This window comes from Pontibacter sp. GD7, assembly GCF_058216375.1.
Genome location: NZ_JBYZMP010000003.1, coordinates 80,160 through 99,245, shown reverse-complemented (window position 1 = coordinate 99,245; position 19,086 = coordinate 80,160). Strand labels below are relative to the sequence as shown.

General features: G+C 52.3%; 9 protein-coding genes. 5 read left to right on the top strand and 4 right to left on the bottom strand.

Features of this window, described 5'->3' with window-relative positions; translation table 11 throughout:
• Nucleotides 1-403: 403 nt before the first annotated feature.
• Nucleotides 404-1,792, bottom strand: a complete 1,389-nt coding sequence (locus tag AC4BAP_RS05950) for a tyrosine-type recombinase/integrase (RefSeq protein ID WP_490581706.1) — start codon at nt 1,790-1,792, stop codon at nt 404-406.
• A 131-nt stretch (nt 1,793-1,923) separates the two neighbouring features.
• On the opposite strand from AC4BAP_RS05950, the gene AC4BAP_RS05945 reads away from it, so the two are divergent.
• Nucleotides 1,924-2,307, top strand: a complete 384-nt coding sequence (locus AC4BAP_RS05945; RefSeq protein WP_490581705.1) for a hypothetical protein — start codon at nt 1,924-1,926, stop codon at nt 2,305-2,307.
• A 236-nt stretch (nt 2,308-2,543) separates the two neighbouring features.
• Here the strand turns inward: AC4BAP_RS05945 and glgB are convergent, their stop codons facing one another.
• From glgB to AC4BAP_RS05930, 3 genes are read right to left on the bottom strand one after another with little or no spacing between them, the layout of a single operon-like run.
• The gene (glgB, locus tag AC4BAP_RS05940; protein ID WP_490581704.1) at nt 2,544-4,916 is read right to left on the bottom strand and encodes a 1,4-alpha-glucan branching protein GlgB; all 2,373 of its coding nucleotides are present in this window, start codon (nt 4,914-4,916) and stop codon (nt 2,544-2,546) included.
• Nucleotides 4,909-8,244 carry a maltose alpha-D-glucosyltransferase gene (gene treS / locus AC4BAP_RS05935; protein WP_490581703.1) on the bottom strand — a complete coding sequence of 1,112 codons (3,336 nt, stop codon included), beginning with the start codon at nt 8,242-8,244 and terminating at the stop codon, nt 4,909-4,911. Before treS ends, glgB begins: the two co-directional genes overlap by 8 nt.
• A 24-nt stretch (nt 8,245-8,268) precedes the next feature.
• Nucleotides 8,269-10,290, bottom strand: a complete 2,022-nt coding sequence (locus tag AC4BAP_RS05930) for an alpha-1,4-glucan--maltose-1-phosphate maltosyltransferase (RefSeq protein ID WP_490581702.1) — start codon at nt 10,288-10,290, stop codon at nt 8,269-8,271.
• A gap of 213 nt (nt 10,291-10,503) precedes the next feature.
• Between AC4BAP_RS05930 and treZ the strand changes: the two genes are divergently transcribed.
• Genes treZ through malQ form a run of 4 tightly spaced genes read left to right on the top strand, consistent with a single transcriptional unit; the run spans nt 10,504 to nt 19,022 of the window.
• Nucleotides 10,504-12,342 (top strand): malto-oligosyltrehalose trehalohydrolase, encoded by a 1,839-nt coding sequence (gene treZ / locus AC4BAP_RS05925; protein ID WP_490581701.1) that lies wholly within the window; start codon nt 10,504-10,506, stop codon nt 12,340-12,342.
• Nucleotides 12,343-12,346: 4 nt separating this feature from the next.
• Nucleotides 12,347-14,773: a DUF3536 domain-containing protein gene (locus AC4BAP_RS05920; RefSeq protein ID WP_490581700.1), complete on the top strand. Its 2,427-nt coding sequence runs from the start codon at nt 12,347-12,349 to the stop codon at nt 14,771-14,773.
• 2 nt (nt 14,774-14,775) lie between these two features.
• On the top strand, nt 14,776-17,484 hold the full coding sequence (gene treY / locus AC4BAP_RS05915; protein WP_490581699.1) for a malto-oligosyltrehalose synthase: 2,709 nt from the start codon (nt 14,776-14,778) through the stop codon (nt 17,482-17,484).
• Nucleotides 17,481-19,022, top strand: a complete 1,542-nt coding sequence (malQ, locus tag AC4BAP_RS05910) for a 4-alpha-glucanotransferase (protein ID WP_490581698.1) — start codon at nt 17,481-17,483, stop codon at nt 19,020-19,022. The genes treY and malQ overlap by 4 nt, the downstream gene beginning before the upstream one ends.
• Nucleotides 19,023-19,086: the final 64 nt, after the last annotated feature.

Sequence of the window (19,086 nt, the reverse complement as noted above, 5' to 3'; positions counted from 1 at the left end):
ACCCTGATAAGTTCATAGCAGTAAGAATGTTCATTAACTGCAAAAAAGCGAATGAGGCAACGGCATGCTCTTTGGAAAAACCTGAGACATGAATCTTTTTCAAGGTTCCCCTATAAATAAACTTATCATAAATGTAATAAATTGTTTTAAACAACTGTAGAGTCATATCTTAAATTTAATCTTTCAAGTTTACCCCAACTACCGGGAAAGCGTGAACATACGGTTATGGGCACTATGTGCGAAGGTGGCCAGGCTGTTTCCTGTCACTTTTACCCTGCCGTTGTACCTGTATACTTGCGCTTTCATCGGTTTTAAAATTTTAAGCCAATATAGTATAATTTTACAAACAATCCAGTGGGCTGGTGATTTTGTCTATCGCGTAGCTGGTCACGTGGGTGTAGATCTAGGTGGTCCTGCTCGAGCGGTGCCCCAGCAGGGTCTGGATATACCTCAGGTCAGTGCCCTGCTCCAGCAGGTGCGTGGCAAAGGAATGGCGCAGGGTGTGCGGGGTGGCCTTCGTCTTCACGCCCGCCTTCTCCATGCTTGCCCTGAACACGCTTCGGATGCTTTCCACGGTGTACTGCCCGCCTGTCTGCCCCTCAAAAAGCCATACCTTCGGCCTGTACTCTTTATAGTAGGCCCTGAGGCTCTCCAGCAGCTTTTGCGAGAGCAGCGTGGTGCGGTCCTTCTTGCCCTTGCCCCCGCGGATAAAAAGCAGGTTCCTGTCTGAGCGCACATCGGTGATTTTGAGGTTGATCACCTCACTGATCCGCAGGCCACCCGAGTAAAGCAGCTGCAGCAGGCAGCGGTGCTTCAGGTTCTCAGTCACGGCCAGGATGCGCAGCACCTCCTGCTTGCTGAGCACCTGCGGCAGCCGCCTCGGTTTCTCGGGGCGCTCCACATCCTCCGGGCGCACGCTGTGGCGGCCCAGCACGCGCTGGAAATAGAACTTGACGGCGTTGATGCTCTGGCTCACCGTGGAATGGGAGTACCTTTGGCTCTGCACCATGCCCCGGTGGTACTGGTTGATCTCCTCTGCCGTAAAGGCGTTGATGTTTTCCATGCCCTGTTCGCCGTGCCCGTTCAGAAAGCGGAGCAGCAGCGAGTGGTAGGTGCGGATGGTGTTGAGGGAGTAGTTGAGCAGGAAAAGCTTCTCAACAAAAGCCATGGGGCAGCTGATGTAACCGGCCGCTTTCACATAGTTCTGCTCCCAGAGCCTGGCTTGCAGTGGCAGGTCACGGATACGGAGCGTCTGCGCAAGCCACACCTGCGCCACGCCTTCCAGCGTATCGAGCAGCTGGTGAAAGCACCTGGCCTCAGTTCCCATCGCAAAGCACTTCAGCTCCCTGATCCAGGTGCATCCGCTGAATTTCCACAGGCAAGTATAGATCTCCTTGCTGTACTGAAATGATAGCTGTATGAGTGTCTTACCCTCGTGCGCAAGGGGTTGCAGACGAACCACAGGCAATGCAGTTACCCTTGCCAGCGGCTCCGAGGCATGGCCTGCGGCCAGCACCGTGGCACCCTCCGCCGGGCGCAGCCTCTTAGGGCGGTCGAGGTATCGGCTGTCTACCCTGGCCAATCCCTCAAAATGCCGGTGCAACTGCTCGATGCTCTTGTCATTCCGCTGCATCACAAAGCACTTGTAAGTCTTGCTGTACTTAACCCAGGCGGCCTCCTTCAACCGCTTGCTGATGAAGGGGTTGGGCTTGTGCCAGATGCGGATGAACGTTTTGCCCTCGTGCTCGAGGGGGTTCAGGAAGATAACAGGATGGGAATTCGTATAGTACATAGATCTGCTGGCAATGCTTTCAGCCTCTAAGTACTGGTTTTTATACTTTATAAGCGCAGACTATGCGCATAGATGCGTTTGTAAACGTATAAAACGATTTTAAACGTTTACAAACGCTTATCTGGCGCAACATGAAAACACAAACCAGCAGCAGACCCTGCATACAATGCGGACAATCTTTATTAGGCAGGGCAGACAAGCGGTTCTGCTCTAACCAGTGCCGCGCGGCAGCAAGTAACAAACGGAGGACTGAGGATTCGGGCGAGCGCCTGATGAAAGAGATCAACAGCAAACTCCGCCACAACCGCCAGGTGCTGCAGCGTGCCAGCCCCGAGGGTAAGACAACCCTAAGGCGCGAGGTGCTGCAGCTGGCCGGCTTCGACTTCCGCCACTTCACCCACCTTTACCGCACCAAGAACGGCAACACCTACCACTTCTGCTACGACTACGGCTACCTGCTGCTCGAGGACGAGAAGGTGCTGATCGTGAACTGGCAGCCTTACATGGAGAAATGATAAGGACATCAACTTTACCAGATAGGAAAAGTAAATTGTACGGCCCTCCTCCGAAGGGCTATGGTTAAGGCACAAGTATAAATAAGCCTGACAGCTACCGCGAGTTTTCAACTCGTGGTAGATTAAAAATTTATACTTGCCTCCTCAATTGTAGTTTTAAGCAGCATGTATTTACATCCCTCTTCCCTTTGAGGCAAGCATCCCAGAAACTCTCAACTCTCTACCTCTAAAACTCCCTAACTCTTTAACTTAAAATACACTACTGCCAGCGGCGGCAGCTTTAGCACGATCGAGTTTTCGCGGCCATGGTAAGTTTCCGGCACTGCCTGAACAGGTGCTGTGTTGTGCACATTGCTGCCGCCGTAGCGTCCATCGTCGCTGTTAAACACCTGCACATACTCGCCTAAGTGGGGCACACCCAGTTTGTAATGCTCGTGCAGTACAGGGGTCAGGTTGCAGACCACCAGCACCTCCTCTGATGGCGTGGTTCCTTTCCTGAGAAAGCTGATCACGGAGTTGTGGGCGTCCTGGAAGTCAACCCATTCGAAACCCTCCGGCTCAAAAGCACGGGCATAAAGTGCAGGCTCAGACTTGTAGATAGCGTTCAGGTCGCGGAGGGCTTCCTGTATGCCCTGATGGAAGCCGTATTGAAGCAGGTGCCAGTCCAGGCCGATGTCGTGGTTCCACTCGCTGGTCTGGCCAAACTCGCAGCCCATGAACAAGAGCTTGGCACCAGGGTGCGCATACATATAAGCATACAAGGCACGCAGGTTGGCAAAGCGTTGCCATTCATCGCCGGGCATTTTACGAGCCAGGGCACCTTTTCCATGCACTACCTCGTCATGCGACAGCGGCAGCATAAACCTTTCCGAAAAGGCATAAACCAGACTGAATGTGATCTCGCCCTGGTGGTGGCGACGGTAGATCGGGTCTTTGGAGAAGTAATGCAGCGTATCGTGCATCCAACCCATCATCCACTTCATGTTAAAGCCAAGTCCCCCCTGCTCTACTTTGCCGGTAACCGCCGGCCATGCCGTCGATTCCTCGGCCACGGTCTGCACATCCGGGAAACGCTCGTGCACCGCCTGGTTAAAGTCTTTCAGGAAAGAAATCGCCTCCAGGTTCTCCCGGCCGCCATGTTCGTTTGGTATCCATTCCCCTTCGCGGCGACTGTAGTCTAAGTATAGCATCGAGGCCACAGCATCCACACGCAGCCCATCGGCATGGTATTTCTCCAGCCAGAACAACGCATTGCTGATCAGGAAAGACCTTACCTCGTTGCGGCCATAGTTAAAGATGTAGCTGTTCCAGTCGGGGTGGAAGCCCTTGCGCGGATCGGCGTGCTCGAACAGGTGCGTGCCGTCGAAGTATGCCAGACCGTGCTCATCAGAAGGAAAGTGCGAAGGTACCCAGTCAAGTATAACTCCAATGCCGTGCTGGTGCAGCACGTCGATCAGGTGCATCAGGTCCTGCGGTGAGCCTAGCAGGCTGTGCGCTGCGAAATAACCTGTTATCTGGTACCCCCAGGATCCGCTGAAAGGATGGAACATGACCGGCATCAGCTCCACATGCGTAAAGCCCATACTTTGCACGTAGGCAGGCAGTTCTTCGGCCAGTTCGCGGTAGGTTAAAGGGCGGTTGTTATCTTCGGTTTTGCGGCGCCACGAGCCCAGGTGCAGTTCGTACACACTGTAAGGCTGCGGCTGACCAGTCAACTCTTTGCGCCGTTGCATCCAGGCTTCGTCCTGCCATTCATAGTCCAGGTCGGTAACCACTGATGCTGTTTGCGGGGGCATTTCACGGGCAAAGGCAAAAGGGTCACTTTTCTCGACCTGGTACATATGGTACTGAGACCTGATATGGTATTTGTATAACATACCCGGTGATACTTCTGGAACAAAGCCCTCCCAGATACCAGAACCATCCTGCCGTGCAAACAACTGGTGACTCTCACGGTTCCAGCTGTTAAAGTCGCCTATCACCGAAACCTGCTCCGCATTCGGGGCCCAGACGGCAAAGCAGGTGCCTTGCCTGCCTGCATGCTCCATGGGGTGCGAACCAAGCTTCTCATAAAGGTTATAATGCCTGCCTTCCTTAAACAGGTACACGTCAAATTCAGTGAGCCTGCTGACAGGATACACCGCACGCTGTTCCTGTATTTGGGAAGGCGGCTCTACGGGTGCTACCTCCTCGGGCATGGCCGTGACTGGCACAGTATTTTTCCTGGTGCTTGTCTTTGGCTTAGCGGCACTCGTTTCCTTTTGCTTTTTACCGCCACCGGCCTTTGTCTTACTTTTGGTCGCAGGCTTAAGGCTTGGCTTCTCAGCCACCCCATCACCAGTTACAACAGGCACATCCACCTCTTTTGCGGTGGCGGTTTTTTTGGTTTTAGATGCCGTTGTTTTGGAGGCAGTCTTACTTTTTGCTGTCTTTGTTGCTTTGCCGGTGGCTGGTTCCGTCATGGGTGCCCCCATCTCTGCCAGAGGTGCATCCTCCTGCTGTTTTTGGGTTGCGGCTTTTTTGGTTGCTTTCGCCTTTGTTGCCCCAGCTCCGCCAGTTGCATTTATACTTCCTGTCTCAGTTGTTTTGTCTGCTTTCTTCTTAGCCATTTCTATACTTCCTCATGATGTATTTAATGCCTCTGATCGGGATCAGCACCCAATCCGGACGGTTGTTTAACTCATAGCCTAATTCATAGATCGCCTTCTCCAGCAGGAACGTCTGAATCAGTATCTCAAAATCTTCCTCGTTTGGCGGCACCACGCCAGTGCCCATGGTTTTGCCCAGGTAATTGTGCATAAAGAAATTGCTGGCATAATGGTACCACTGTTCTGCCCAGGCTTCCAGGTACTCCGACTCCTCCTTGCGCAAACCCTCCTGCTGGAAATAAGCACTGTACGCTGCATAATGGAACGAGCGGATCATGCCGGCCACATCGCGCAGGGCAGATCGCTTTAACCTGCGCTCACTGAATGAACGGGCCGGCTCACCCTCAAAATCAATGATGTAAAAATCCTTGCCCGTGAACAGTACCTGGCCTAAATGGTAATCGCCGTGGGTCCTGATCTTAAGGGTGTCTATTTTTCTGGAGAAGATCAGTTTCAGCCTTTCAAGGATCTCATCGCGCATGCCTAGTACTTCCTCCGCCTCTGCCCGTACGTGCTTTTCAAGCTTTGGCAGGTGGCTGGCAAGGCTGTCGAAGTTCACGCGCACCAGCGAGATCAGGGATGAGTAAAGAGAACGCTGATAGTGCAGCGAAAAATTATCAGGCGTAAAATCCTTGTCATCGTAAATATTGCTTAGTGCCAGGTGCATCTCAGCAGTGCGCTGGCCCAGCAGTTCAATGCGCTCCACGTGGGCACCGCCAAGTTGCATCTGCACCTCATCGGGTATGTTGGCAAAAGCCATCGGACGGGACAGCGAGCCAACAGCCGGCTTCAGCTTAACGCGGTGGTTTTGTGTCCGGATACGCTCGAACATACGCTTCAGCGAGTCTGTTACATAACTCCAGGCATCGCCCTGGTTAGGCACCAGTTCCTGCAGCATCACCAGTATCATCGGGGTCTGGCCCTCCTCGTGCTCTTCCAGTGTACCCATAAAGCGCGGCACATGGTCAAAACCTACTTTGTCGGTCAGTACCTGCACTATCTCCACATCCGGGTTTATGATGCGGTCCAGTTTACGGTATACTTTCAGGAAAAAGGAGTTGTTATAGATGATGGAGGTATTGCTCTGCTCCGCCGAAAGTATCTTAGAAGGAAGCTGGTTACCGGCCTCGCTAAGTATGGCGCCTGCCTCCCTGTGGCTGAAGCCTACGATCTCTGCCCCATCCGCCTTAACACGCTTGCGCTTCACGATCAGGTGCAGCAGCAACTGCCGGAACTCCTCGTTGTAAAGGGCATCGTAAAGTATACCTTCCCTACCCTCCTGGCTGACGCGGGCAATAACACTGGCCGGGTGCCCGTTACTGATCTCTTCTGCTTCTTCGCCGTCGGCAAACGCTATGGGCAATTGGTAAAGTTCAGGCAGGCCTTCGTTATAACTTACCTCGATCATCAGCAACGAGGCATATTGTTTACCAAACTGCAGCGGCAGATCCCTGATGATCTGCATGCGCTGCACGGTGCGGGCCTTGCCACCATACCAGCGGCGCTGCACAATGTACGGAGGCAACAAATTGTTCTCCAGCAGCCTCACCACAGGGGCATTTAAACGCTCTCTTAAAGAGCCCATCTGCAGTGCCGGCCGTTTTTGCTGGTCCAGTGTTTCCTTTGCCACCTCCTGCGGTTTCAGCTCCAGCCAGTAATACCCGTGCCCCCCAATCGTGAACAGGTAGTCGTCATCTTTTATGGCTGGGAACTTGTTCTTGCTGAACACCTCCACCGGCACGTGCCCCTTAAAGTCGTGCAGGTCAAGTTCTACGGCCTCTGGGAACCGTGACAGGTTGGCGATCACCAGTATGGTTTCGTCCTCGTACTCGCGCACAAAAGCCAGTACTTTGGAGTTACTAGGGTTCAGGAACTTTATGCTTCCGCGGCCAAAGGCTTTGTAGCGCTTGCGCATGTTGATGATCCTGCGCATCCACCAGAGCAGCGAGTTGCTGTTGTGGTTCTGCGTTTCCACGTTTACGGATTCATACTTGTACTCCGGGTCAATGATAACGGGCAAGTATAACTTTTGCGGATTAGCATCGGAGAAGCCGGCATTGCGGTTATCGTTCCATTGCATCGGGGTACGCACGCCGTCACGATCTCCGAGGTAGTAGTTATCGCCCATGCCAATTTCATCGCCATAGTATACTACCGGTGTTCCGCGCATCGAGAAAAGCAGCACATTCATCAGCTCTATCTTGGCGCGGTCGTTGCCCAGCAGCGGGGCCAGGCGATGACGAATACCCAGGTTTATGCGCGCCTGCGGGTCTTTGGTGTATACTTTATACATGTAGTCGCGCTCCTCGTCGGTAACCATCTCCAGCGTTAGTTCGTCGTGGTTGCGCAGGAACATGGCCCACTGGCAGCTTTCCGGTATAGGCGGTGTCTGGTTAAAGATGTCGATGATCGGGTAGCGGTCCTCCATCTTCAGGGACATGAACAGGCGCGGCATGATCGGGAAATGATAGTTCATGTGGCACTCGTCGCCATTGCCGAAGTAGGAGGCTGAATCCTCGGGCCACATGTTAGCCTCGGCCAATAGCAGCTTTCCGCTATACTTCTGGTCTACGTGCGCGCGCAGCTTCTTTAGGAAGTCGTGCGTTTCAGGCAGGTTCTCGCCGTTGGTGCCTTCACGCTCAAAAAGGTAAGGCACGGCATCCAGTCTAAACCCATCTACACCCAGGTCAAACCAGTAATCCAGCACTTTAAACACCTCTTTCTGCACGGCTGGGTTGTCGTAGTTCAGGTCGGGTTGGTGCGAGAAAAAGCGGTGCCAGTAGTATTGCTCGGCCACAGGGTCCCAGGTCCAGTTGCTGGGCTCGTAATCGGTAAAGATGATGCGCACATCTTTGTACTTGTTCGGGTCATCACTCCACACATACCAATCGCGGTATTTAGAGCCCTTTTTGGCCCTGCGTGCCCGCTGGAACCAGGGGTGCTGGTCGGAAGTATGGTTTATGACAAGTTCCGTGATCACCTTCAGCCCACGGCGGTGCGCCTCTTTCACAAATGCCTTGAAGTCCTGCATGTTGCCGTAGTTCGGGTTAATGCTCAGGTAGTCGGCAATATCATAACCATCATCGCGCAGCGGGGACGGGTAGAAAGGCAGCAGCCAGATAGCGGTCACCCCCAGGTCTTCGAGGTAATCCAGTTTCTGCATCAGGCCTTTAAAATCTCCGATGCCATCGTTGTTGCCATCCTTAAAGGCCTTTATGTGCAACTCGTAGATGATGGCGTCTTTATACCAATGAATGTTGTCGTCCAGTTCGAATTTATCGTCTGCCATAGTGTAGGTAAAGGGTGGTTTTGCTTATTCGTTTGTGTGATGTTCAGTAGGGAGCCAGGTATCGTCCAGGCTGTCGTGGCCCATGCCAGGGGTGGCCGCCTCTATCCGGAATACATGCACCGGCATTTCATGTGGCCGTAGTTCCACGTAGTTCCATTCGTCGAACCAAGTATACTTGTGTTCGGTAAGCAGGTCGTGCACCTGGTACTGCTGGTCTTGCTGGATCTTTAGCTTCCAGATTGGTACTTTTACCCAACCAGCCTGTGTATTGTGCGGGTCCAGGTTGACCACCATCAACATCTTGTTCTTCAGGTCATCGCTCCACTTGGCATAGCAAAGTATACTTGGGTTGTCGGTGTCGCCGAACTCAATGTTCCAGGTAGTTTGCAGGGCCGGGTTCACTTTTCGTATCTTATTGATGAGCGTGATCACCTCTCGTATCTTGGTCATCTTGCCCCAGTCCCAGTGCTTTATCTCATACTTTTCCGAGTCGAGGTACTCTTCTTTGCCGGGCACAGGCGTGGCAATGCCAAACTCATACACCGGCCCGTACAAGCCATAGTTAGATGACATGGTAGCCGCCATTACCACACGGGTAATGTGGGCTGCCTCGCCTCCCTCCTGCAGCGCCACAGGGTTAATGTCCGGGGTGTTGGGCCAGAAGTTTGGGCGGTAGTACTCACGCAGGTCGGTTTGAGTAAGCTCGGTCATGTACTGCTTTAGTTCGTCGGCAGTGTTGCGCCAGGTATAGTAGGTGTAGGTTTGCGTAAACCCGATCTTGGCCAGTCGTTCCATTACGCGTGGCCGGGTAAAGGCCTCGGAAAGGAAAATGACCTGCGGATTATTCCTGTGGATATCGGCGATCACCCATTCCCAGAACGCAAAGGCCTTGGTATGCGGATTATCGACACGGAAAATATACACCCCCTGATCGATCCAGTGCAGCAGTACGCGCCTTAGCTCCTTCCAGAGATTTTGCCAGTCTCCTGTTTCAAAATTTACCGGCAACACATCCTGGTACTTTTTAGGTGGGTTCTCGGCATATTGCACCGTGCCATCGGGGCGCCATTTAAACCATTGCGGATGTTCCTTTACATAAGGGTGGTCCGGTGAGCACTGTATGGCAAAATCCAGGGCTATCTCAATACCAAAGTCCCTGGCCTTCTGCACAAACTCCCTGAACTCATCCAATGTGCCCAGTTCCAGAAGTATGGCATCGTGTCCGCCTTCTTCGGCACCGATGGCCCACGGCGAACCCGGCTCTCCCGGCTCAGAAGTTACGGAGTTGTTTTTGCCTTTGCGGAAAGCGCGGCCAATGGGATGGATAGGCGGCAGGTAAATGGTATCAAAACCCATCTCGGCGATGCGTGGCAACAGGCGCTCAGCATCTTTAAAAGTACCGTGCCTGCCCGCTTCCTGCGCCGCCGACCTCGGGAAAAACTCATACCAGGTACTGAATAGCGCCTTTTGTCGTTCCACATCCAGCTGCAGCACTTTGTCATAGGTGCTCACGTTGCTGCGTTCGCAGCATACATGCATCAGGTCACTCACTTCCGGGCCAGTGGCCAGAGCCATGGCATCAGCCACCGAGGTTACGTTACGTAGCTGCTCAGCCCACTTGTTCAGGCGCTTTTGCTGGCCCGGCTTGGTGTTCGCCGCCGCTTTCTCCAGGTGTTCGGCTCCGATAAGCAACTCCACGCTAATATCCTGATTGGCCTCATACTTTTTCTTGAGCCCCTTTTGCCAGGAGTAAAAATGATCTACCCAACCTTGTACGGTATATTCATAACGGCCCATAGTTTCGGGGGTAAATGAGGCCTCCCAGCGGTCATTGCCCAGGAATTTCATAGGCACTTCCTCCCACTTCTTTCGGCGGGAGTGCCGGTAGATCAGCGCGGCCTTTACTTCATCATGGCCATCTGCAAACACATCTGCGGTAACGGTCAGCTTTTCTCCCACCACACGTTTGGCAGGATATCTTCCGCAGTTTATCTGCGGCTTTACATTTTCTATAACAACACGTTTGGTTCCTTCAAGTCCTTCCATGCAATTGGTTATACTTTAAGTTATGTAGTTACTGTGCTACAAAAAATATGTTTCGGACAATATTCTAAAACGCACCATATCTTTCGTAACCACACCATCCAAACCCGTAAACGCACTCTTGCTTTATACTTATCAGAGCGTCTGCTTCGCTAAAAATCCACAACTTATTACCCTGAAATTGAGTTAATACCAGCTGAAAAAAACCGTGCTTCTATGTCTATCTTAAGAGAAATTGGTGCAAAGTATATACCCCGGGAAGGGACTGTGTTTACCGTGTGGGCACCAAAGGCGGAGGATGTAAAAGTAAAGCTACACACCGGCAAGGCTCAGAAAATAGCCATGCAGAAAGAGGCCTTCGGCTACTGGACAGCCCTTGCAGAAGAGGCCGAACCCGGCACGCGCTACACATTTGTGCTCGACGACAAAACCGAACGGCCAGACCCTGCCTCGCTTTCGCAACCCGACGGTGTGCACAAACCTTCTGAGGTGATTGACCATAGCGCCTTTGCCTGGACAGACACCAAATGGAAAGGAATACCACTGCAGCAGTATATTATTTATGAATTGCATGTTGGCACCTTTTCAGAGGACGGTACTTTTGAGGGTGTGATAGAAAAGTTACCGCAGCTTAAGAACCTGGGTATTACCGCCATCGAGATAATGCCCGTGGCGCAGTTTCCGGGCAACCGTAACTGGGGATACGACGGGGTTTACCCATATGCCGTGCAAAACTCTTATGGAGGGCCGGAGGGGTTAAAGGCGCTGGTAGATGCCTGCCATGCCCAAAGTATAGCCGTGATCCTGGATGTGGTATACAACCACCTGGGGCCGGAGGGTAACTACCTCCGCGACTTTGGCCCATACTTTACCGATAAGTATAACACGCCATGGGGTGAGGCCATCAACTTCGACGATGCCCACTCCGACCCGGTTCGCAACTTCTTTTTCCAAAACGCCCTGATGTGGTTCCGGGATTACCATGTGGATGCCCTCAGGCTGGATGCGGTACATGCCATTTTCGACAATGGTGCCAGGCACTTTTTGCAGGAGTTGCAGGAGCATGTGCACCAACTTGAGCAACACGAAAAACGCCCCTACCTGGTAATTGCCGAGAGCGACCTGAACGATGTGCGGCTGATAAACCCTGCAGAACGCGGCGGTTATGGTTTGGCTGCGCAATGGAACGACGACTTCCATCATGTGATACATGCCATGGTTACCGGTGAGCAGGACGGCTACTATGTTGGGTTCGGTACACAGGAGCAACTGGCAAAAGTAATGACGCATGCGTTTGTGTATGATGGCTTATACTCTGAGCACAGAAAACGAACCTTTGGCAGCTCCACGGCACAGAACCTGGCACACCAGTTTGTGGTGTTTTCCCAGAACCATGACCAGGTGGGCAACCGCATGCTCGGCGAAAGGCTTACCCAGTTGGTTAGCTACGACATGCTGAAAGTGGTGGCGGGCCTTGTTATACTTTCGCCTTATGTGCCCATGCTGTTTATGGGTGAGGAATACGGTGAGCAAAATCCATTTTTATACTTCGTGAGCCACAGCGACAAGAATTTGATTGAAGCCGTGCGCAAAGGCCGCCGCGAAGAGTTCTCGTCGTTTGCCTGGCAGGGCGAAGCCCCCGACCCGCAGAGTGAAGAAACTTTTGAGCAATCGAAACTGCAGCACAGTTATACTTCGGATGTTAAACAGCTGCACCTGCGCGAGTACTATAAACGCCTTATACTTCTCCGGAAGTCATCGCCTGCCCTGGCTACGCCAGACAAGAACAAAGTACAGGCTTTTATGGAAGACGGGGTGCTGCACCTGATCCACCACACGAAACCACCCTACATCTATTGCTTATTTAACATAAATAACACACCAAAGACAGTAACATTAAAGAAAGAAAAGTTTAATGGAAACTGGTTGGTACTGCTCTGCTCTGCTGACAGCACGTGGGGTGGCACTGGCCATGATCTGCCACAGGAACTGCACCAACAGGACGAGATAACCATTCCGGCAGCATCCATACTTATACTTCAGGAACAGAAATAACACCATGGAACGATACATTTGCATACACGGACACTTTTACCAGCCACCACGCGACAACCCGTGGTTGAACGAGGTAGAGCTGCAGGAATCTGCGGCGCCATACCACGACTGGAACGAACGCATCACCGACGAGTGCTATGCCCGCAACTCCGCCTCACGTATTCTGGATGACGAAGGCAGAATCATAGCCATTACCAATAACTACAGCAACATCAGCTTCAACTTCGGCCCTACCCTGCTGGAATGGATGGAACGGAAAGCACCGGATACCTACCAGGCTATACTTGAAGCCGATAAGCAAAGCCTGGAACATTTCTCGGGTCATGGGTCTGCGCTGGCGCAGGTATACAACCACATCATCATGCCGCTGGCCAACGAACGCGACAAGCACACGCAGGTGATCTGGGGCATTTATGATTTCAAGAAACGCTTTGGCCGTGACCCGGAGGGCATGTGGCTGGCTGAAACCGCTGCCGACACCCCAACACTGGAAGTGCTGGCCGAGCATGGCATCAGGTTTACCATACTTTCGCCGTATCAGGCCAAACAGTACCGCAAACTCGGGGAAAAAGAGTGGCACAATGCTGAGGGAGCCAATATCAACCCACGCAGGCCATATCTATGCAAATTGCCTTCGGGTAAAGAGATCGTGTTGTTCTTTTATGATGGGCCTGTATCGCAGGGGATTGCCTTTGAGCGTTTGCTAAATAGCGGCGAAACACTGGCCAGGCGCCTGGTTGGCACTTTTGACGACAAAACAAAAGAGCCCCAGCTAATGCACATCGCCACCGATGGCGAAACGTATGGCCACCACCACCGCTTTGGCGAAATGGCTTTGTCTTATGCCCTGCACCATACTCAGGAGGAACAGCTGGCCCGGATAACCGTTTACGGTGAGTACCTGGAAAAGCACCCGCCACAATATGAGACCCAGATCATCGAGGCAACCTCGTGGAGCTGCGCCCACGGCGTGGAGCGCTGGCGCAGCAACTGTGGCTGCAACACCGGTGGCCACCCCGACTGGAACCAGGAATGGCGCAAGCCACTCCGCGAGTCTTTTGACTGGATACGCGATGAGTTAGACCCACTGTATGAGCAGGAATTGCAAAAACTAGGTGCCGCCCCCTGGGCAGTACGCAACGATTACATCCAGGTGATCATGGACCGGTCAGAAGAGAATGTGGAGAATTTTATCAAAAGCCATACTTCCAAAGAGCTGAGCCAGGAAGAAAAAGTACGGTTTCTGAAGCTGATGGAGATGCAGTACCATACGTTGCTTATCTACACAAGCTGTGGCTGGTTCTTTGACGAGGTCACCGGGATTGAGACAATGCAGGATGTGTTTTATGCGGCACGTGCCCTGCAACTGGCAAACGAAATAAGCGGTAAGGACTACGAAACCCATTTCCTGGAACTGCTCGAAAACGCCAAAAGCAACATTAAGCAGAACAAGGATGCCGCTGAGGCTTACCGCAAGCACGTCACCCCGACCATCATCACCCTGCTGCGCGTGGGAGCCCACTATGCCATTTCGTCCCTTTTTGAGAATCCGACAGAAGGAGAAGTTGAATTGTATAGCTTTAAGGCTACATCTGAAGCATATGAACTGCAGGAAGCCGGCAAGCAGAAAATGGTGACAGGCCGCGCAAAAATCAAATCCAAAATCACCTGGGAAGAAGTAACCATAACTTTTGCAGCCCTGCACCTCGGCGACCACCAGCTTTTTGGAGGCGTGCGCGAATTTATGGATACCGAGAGTTACGAAAGTATGAAGGCTGAGATGAAGGAAGCCTTTGACAAGGGCAATGTAAGCGAAGTGATCATGTTGTTAGACAAGCATTTCGAATCGCACAGCTACTCTTTCTGGCACTTGTTCAAAGACGATCAGAAAAAGATCCTGGACCAGGTACTGTCCAATACCATGCAGGGCGTGGAGAACGATTTCCAGCAACTCTACGACAACAATTACCCGCTGATCTCGGCCATGAAAACAATAGGTATGAAGTTGCCCCGTCCGTTGCAAACTACGGTAGAGTATATTGTAAATGCACGGCTGCTGCGTGAGTTTGAAAGCGATACCCCGAACGTGGATGAAATAAAGCGGGTGCTGGAAGAAGTGCACCGCATGCGCGTAAGGCTAAACTACAAGCAACTGGAGTTTGCCATTACCAACCGGGTGGATACGCTGATGAAGCACGTGCAGGAAAACCCGCAGGACATGGAAAAGATAAACCTGCTTATTGAGTTACTGGATGTACTGGACGGTTCCAAACTGGAGCCAGACTACTGGCAAGCCCAAAACATCGCCTTTTACATGCAGCAGAACGGATACCTTGACCTGAAGAAGCGAAGCGAGAGCGGGGACGGCGAGGCAAAGGCCTGGTGTGAGCATTTTGAGAAACTGTACGAGAACCTTAACCTGAAAGTATAAGCATGGCATACATTCCGTCGGCTACTTACCGGCTGCAGCTGTCGCCCAGGTTTACCCTACAGCAGACCCTGCACCTGCTGCCCTACCTGCAGGAGCTCGGCATCAGCACCATTTACGCGGCCCCGATTTTCTGCGCAAGGCCTGGCAGTGAGCACGGTTATGATGTCACGGCCCCGTACAACATTAATCCGGAGGTAGGTACACAGCAGGAACTGGCCCAGATCGCGGATGAACTGAGAAGCCGGGGCATGGGCTGGGTGCAGGACATCGTTCCAAACCACATGGCCTATCACCCGGACAACACCTGGCTGATGGACGTGCTGGAAAAAGGTCCGCAATCAGCATTTTATACTTTCTTCGACATCGACCACAGGCACCCGGACTATGCAGGGCAGGTCATGGTGCCTTTTCTGGGAGATACCCTGGATAAAGTACTGGAAGAAAACCAGCTGCAAGTAAAACTGCAAGAAGATGGCCTGAAAGTGGTATACTTTGAGAATGCCTACCCACTTAGCCTGGCCACTTACCATACCTTGCTGCAACGGGCACTTAAGCACTCCGGAGAGCCGGGCATAACACCACTAGCAGGGCAGTTTTTGGGAGAGCTGCAACGCTTCGAGGAAGAAGAAACCCTTACGCCTGCCGCCTGGACAAACTACAAGAAAAAACTTTACGGTTCTGAACAACTGAAAAATGCGCTGGAGGAAGTCATAGACCAGGTAAATAAGGATACGGCGCAGCTGCGGCAACTCCTGGACCAGCAGCATTTTATACTTTGCCATTGGAAGGAAACGGAGAAGAAGATAAACTACCGCAGGTTCTTCACGGTAAACGACCTGATCTGCCTGCGCATGGAAAACCAGGACGTGTTTGAGCAGTACCACCAGTTTATAAAACAACTCTGCCACAACAACCTGGTGCAGGGCCTGCGGGTAGACCACGTGGATGGCCTATTTGACCCCAGCACCTACCTGAAGCGCCTGCGCCAGCTGGCCGGCCCGGACAAATACCTTATCGTGGAGAAGATATTGGAAGGTGAGGAAGAATTGCCGGAACGCTGGCCGATTCAAGGCAACAGTGGCTACGATTTTCTGGCCTGGGTAAGCAACCTTTATACTTCTGCCTCTGGTCGCCGGAAGCTAACCGAGATCTACCGCCGCCTGGTACCCGATGCCCCGACCAACTACGAGCAGCTGGTGTACAACAAAAAAATGTTCATCCTGACGAACTACATGCAGGGCGAACTGGACAACCTGCTGCGCGTGCTGCAGGAACGCCACCTGATACCGCTGGAAGAGGAGAATACCTGGCGTGAGGCACTGGCTGTTTTACTGGTAGCATTTCCGGTATACTGCATTTATGGCAACCGCCTGCCGCTTTCTCATAAAGAAATGGAGGTAGTGGATAAAGCCTTTGCCGAGGCCCACGAACAGGCGCCAAAACTGAAGTCACAACTCGAGCACCTCCACACACTGTTTACCGTAAGCCCCGACGACACCCCCGACACAAAGCACCACAAACTATACTTTGTGATGCGCAGCCAACAGTTCACAGGTCCGCTGGCGGCCAAGGGTGTGGAGGATACCACCTTTTACAATTATAACCGCCTTATCTCGCTGAACGAGGTAGGCAATAACCCGGACATTTTTCACCTGGAAACAGAGGAGTTTCATGAGCGGATGCTGCACCGGCAGAGAGAATATCCGCACTCACTTAACGCCACCGCCACCCACGACACCAAGCGCGGCGAAGGAGTGCGCATGCGCCTGAATGTGTTGAGCGAACTGCCGGACGAGTGGGAGGAGCACGTGCAGCATTGGATCGACATCAGCAAAAAGTATACTTCCGAGCCAATAGCAAACGATCTGTACTTCATCTTCCAGACCATACTTGGAGTGCTGCCGCAAGAGGGAGAAGCAGGCTATAAGCTGATTGAGCGCCTGCAGGCTTACCTGGAAAAGGCATTGCGCGAGGCAAAAGTTAACACCGACTGGGCCGAACCAAACGAGGCTTATGAGCAGGCGGTAAAAGACCTGGTGCCACAGCTGCTGCAGCAAGACCAGGGGTTCATGCAATCCTTTGTGCCTTTCTTCCGAAAGGTGGCGCACTATGGTTGGATATATGCACTGTGCCAGACATTGCTGAAGATCACCTGCCCCGGAGTGCCGGACATTTACCAGGGCACCGAACTCTGGGACCTGAGCCTGGTAGACCCGGACAACCGCCGCCCCGTGGATTACAGGTTGCGCCAACACCAACTCCTGCGCATTAAGCAACAGGAAAACCAAAACACCTACCAGCTGCATCGCGAACTACTGCAACACTGGGAAGATGGTCAGGTAAAGCTTTACACAGTATATAAGGCTTTAAATGCTAGGCGCCGTTTTCCGCAACTGTTTAGCGACGGCGAGTACATACCACTAACCGTTACCGGCAAGCACAAGGACCATGTACTGGCCTTTGCGCGGCACCATAAACAGGAATGGGCCTTAGTAGCTGTGCCGCTATTGCTGGCAAAAATTGTACCGGAGGGTAACCTTCCGATGGGCCCTGAAGTATGGGAAAACACCATCATTGAATTACCGCAGCAGGCCCCGGGCCAATGGCAGTTTGTCTTCGGTAAGGATACTTGGCAGGGCAAAGGCACTGTACCTGTTGCAGAGATTTTCAAAACGTTTCCGGTGGCATTTTTAACGGCTTCAGCATCATGATCATACCTAAACGCAGCAGTGGACTGTTATTGCATATTACTTCCCTCCCCTCCCGCTTCGGCATCGGAGACCTGGGGCCGGAGGCATATAAGTTCTGCGACTTGCTGGTAGAGGCCGGCCAACGCTACTGGCAGATTTTACCGCTTAACCCAACCGAGCAAGAGTATGGCAACTCACCGTACAGCAGCCACTCCGCCTTTGCCGGAAACCCCTTGCTTATTAGTCCGGAACTACTGCACCAGGATGGGCTGCTACACACTAAAGACCTGGAGAACGCACCTGATTTTCCGGAGGACCGTGTTGACTTTAAGGCGGTGGTAAAGTATAAGATCCCGCTGCTCCGGAAGTCGTATGAATTCTTTAAATCGGAGCTGCCAGACAAAGTATGGAAAGAGTTTACCAGATTCCAGAAAACACACCACTGCTGGCTCGACGACTTTGCACGTTTCTCTGCTTACAAGGCACACTTTGCGCATAAAAGCTGGGTAGAGTGGCCAACCGAGATCAAATATCGCGAGAAAGAGGCCCTAAAAGATCTGGATGAGCAACTGGAAGATGAGATCGAGTTTGAGGAGTACCTGCAGTTTCTGGTGTTCAGGCAGTGGCAAAGCCTGAAAGTGTACTGCAACCAGAAAGGCATAACTTTTTTCGGCGACATGCCTTTTTACGTTAGCCACGACAGCGCAGACGTATGGGCGCACTCCCGCTACTTTAAGCTGGACCGTGATGGTAACCCCACTGCCGTATCAGGGGTTCCGCCAGATTACTTCAGTAAAACCGGGCAACTTTGGGGCACGCCTGTTTACGATTGGGAAATGCTGAAGAAACACAACTTTGACTGGTGGATTGACCGCATCGAGCATAATTTACAGCTGTTTGGCCTGTTGCGGCTTGATCATTTCAGGGCATTTTCCGCCTACTGGGAAGTGCCTGCCGGCGAGAAAACCGCCATCCATGGCAAATGGGAAAAAAGCCCCGGGACAGATATTCTCAAGATCATCAAGCAAAAGCACCACCCCATGCCTATTATTGCCGAGGACCTTGGCGAGATAGACCAGCCCGTGCGCGACCTGATGCACAAGTTTGAACTGCCGGGTATGCTGGTACTGCTTTTTGCCTTTGGCGATGATGTTTCGAATAACCCGTATGCCCCGCATAACCATACTGTAAACAGCATTGTGTATACAGGCACTCACGATAACAACACCGTGCGCGGATGGTACGAAGAAACGGCCAGCAAAGAGGACAAGCACCGGCTTAGTGAGTACAGCAATCACAAACTAAACCCGAACAATGTGGCCGATGTGATGATGCATCTGGCGCTTGGCTCTGTGGCCCAACTGGCTGTACTTCCGGTGCAGGATGTGCTGCGCCTGGGGGCCGAAGCGGTTATGAACGTACCGTCTACCTCGAAGGGCAATTGGGAGTGGCGCCTGAAAAAAGGCCAGTTTAAACCGATCCAGGTAAAACATCTCCTGGAAATGACCGCTTTGTATGGGCGTTGCGAATCAGAAAGGGATAGTATAAATAATCTGTAGGCTGCTTATTGGGAATCTGAAATTAAAAATATACTTTAGAGTAAATTCCCACCTTAACCCTAGA

What these genes read in the sequence shown, in the direction of transcription:
- AC4BAP_RS05950 (WP_490581706.1), bottom strand. Translation starts at nt 1,792, where the DNA reads ATGTACTATACGAATTCCCATCCTGTTATCTTCCTGAACCCCCTCGAG.
- malQ (WP_490581698.1), top strand. Translation starts at nt 17,481, where the DNA reads ATGATCATACCTAAACGCAGCAGTGGACTGTTATTGCATATTACTTCC.
- treZ (WP_490581701.1), top strand. Translation starts at nt 10,504, where the DNA reads ATGTCTATCTTAAGAGAAATTGGTGCAAAGTATATACCCCGGGAAGGG.
- treS (WP_490581703.1), bottom strand. Translation starts at nt 8,244, where the DNA reads ATGGCAGACGATAAATTCGAACTGGACGACAACATTCATTGGTATAAA.
- AC4BAP_RS05930 (WP_490581702.1), bottom strand. Translation starts at nt 10,290, where the DNA reads ATGGAAGGACTTGAAGGAACCAAACGTGTTGTTATAGAAAATGTAAAG.
- AC4BAP_RS05945 (WP_490581705.1), top strand. Translation starts at nt 1,924, where the DNA reads ATGAAAACACAAACCAGCAGCAGACCCTGCATACAATGCGGACAATCT.
- AC4BAP_RS05920 (WP_490581700.1), top strand. Translation starts at nt 12,347, where the DNA reads ATGGAACGATACATTTGCATACACGGACACTTTTACCAGCCACCACGC.
- treY (WP_490581699.1), top strand. Translation starts at nt 14,776, where the DNA reads ATGGCATACATTCCGTCGGCTACTTACCGGCTGCAGCTGTCGCCCAGG.
- glgB (WP_490581704.1), bottom strand. Translation starts at nt 4,916, where the DNA reads ATGGCTAAGAAGAAAGCAGACAAAACAACTGAGACAGGAAGTATAAAT.